We start from the raw sequence: 933 nt of genomic DNA, 5'->3' as shown, positions 1-933 counted from the left end.
CACCGCTTTCGCAGGCAAGCGGCGCAAGGCCGGCGAGCATGGCGGCCTGCTTGCCGGAGCAGGCGCCGAGTTCGCAAAGGCCTGTGATCAGGCTTGCGGCGGTGACGGCCCCGATGCCGGGAATGGAGATGAGGATATCGCGGCGGTGGCATAGCGCGGGGTCGGCGCAGATGCGGCGCTCGATCTCAGCGTCCAGTCTGGCGATATGGGTGTCGAGCGCGCCAAGTCTTCGCGACAGTTCCTTGCGCAGGAAGGCGGTCCCGGCGGTCTTCATCCGGTTGGACAGGGCGGTGCGTTCGCCGTTGGCGGCAGAGCGCGCATTGACCAGTTCCTGCAGGTCTTCGAGGGCCTGGTCGGGCGGCGGGGTTTGTGCCGGCTTGAGGGCTTCTCCCATGATGGCCAAAAGCCGCGCATCGAGCCGATCGGTCTTGGCGAGAAAGCCGCAGGCCTTGGCAAACAGCCGGGCGCGCAGCGGATCGACGACCGACACGTAAAAGCCGTCGGCATGCAGCGAGCGCAGGACGGCGCGATGCCACTTGCCGGTCGCTTCCATGACGATGTGCAGCCCCTGGCACGGTGTCTGGCCAAGCGCATCGAGCTCCCGCTTGAGGCGGCGCAGGCCGGCCGTGTCGTTGGTCACCCGAAAACTGCGGCCGAGAGGATGCAGATGAATGTCCAGCCACTCTTTACAGACATCGATACCGACATAAATTGTCGTCATCGCCGTGCGTTCGGACGATACCTTGCCTTGCATGCGGGACATGTTCCCCATTATCTGTTCAGGACAAACGCGAAGGACGGGCGGACCAGGCTCATCCCCGGTTCAAGCCAAGGGGGTTACGGTCCCGCCCGTCCGACCCCTGGGGGATGGCCATCCCCCAGGGGTCGCACCCATCATCAAACATCGGATGCAGTTTGAACATGCAAGGGGGC

Annotated in this window: 1 protein-coding gene; it reads right to left on the bottom strand. The window is 64.7% G+C overall.

Going from position 1 to position 933, the window contains the following annotated elements; genetic code table 11:
- A partial coding sequence (locus tag CO666_RS33405; RefSeq protein WP_097616203.1) for an IS110 family transposase occupies window positions 1-754 on the bottom strand: 754 nt, incomplete at its 3' end.
- Between the last annotated feature and the right edge of the window lie 179 nt (window positions 755-933).

This window comes from Rhizobium chutanense (assembly GCF_002531935.1).
Lineage (GTDB): Bacteria > Pseudomonadota > Alphaproteobacteria > Rhizobiales > Rhizobiaceae > Rhizobium > Rhizobium chutanense.
The sequence above is the reverse complement of the archived record's forward strand: the minus strand, read 5'-3'. Positions and strand labels throughout refer to the sequence as shown.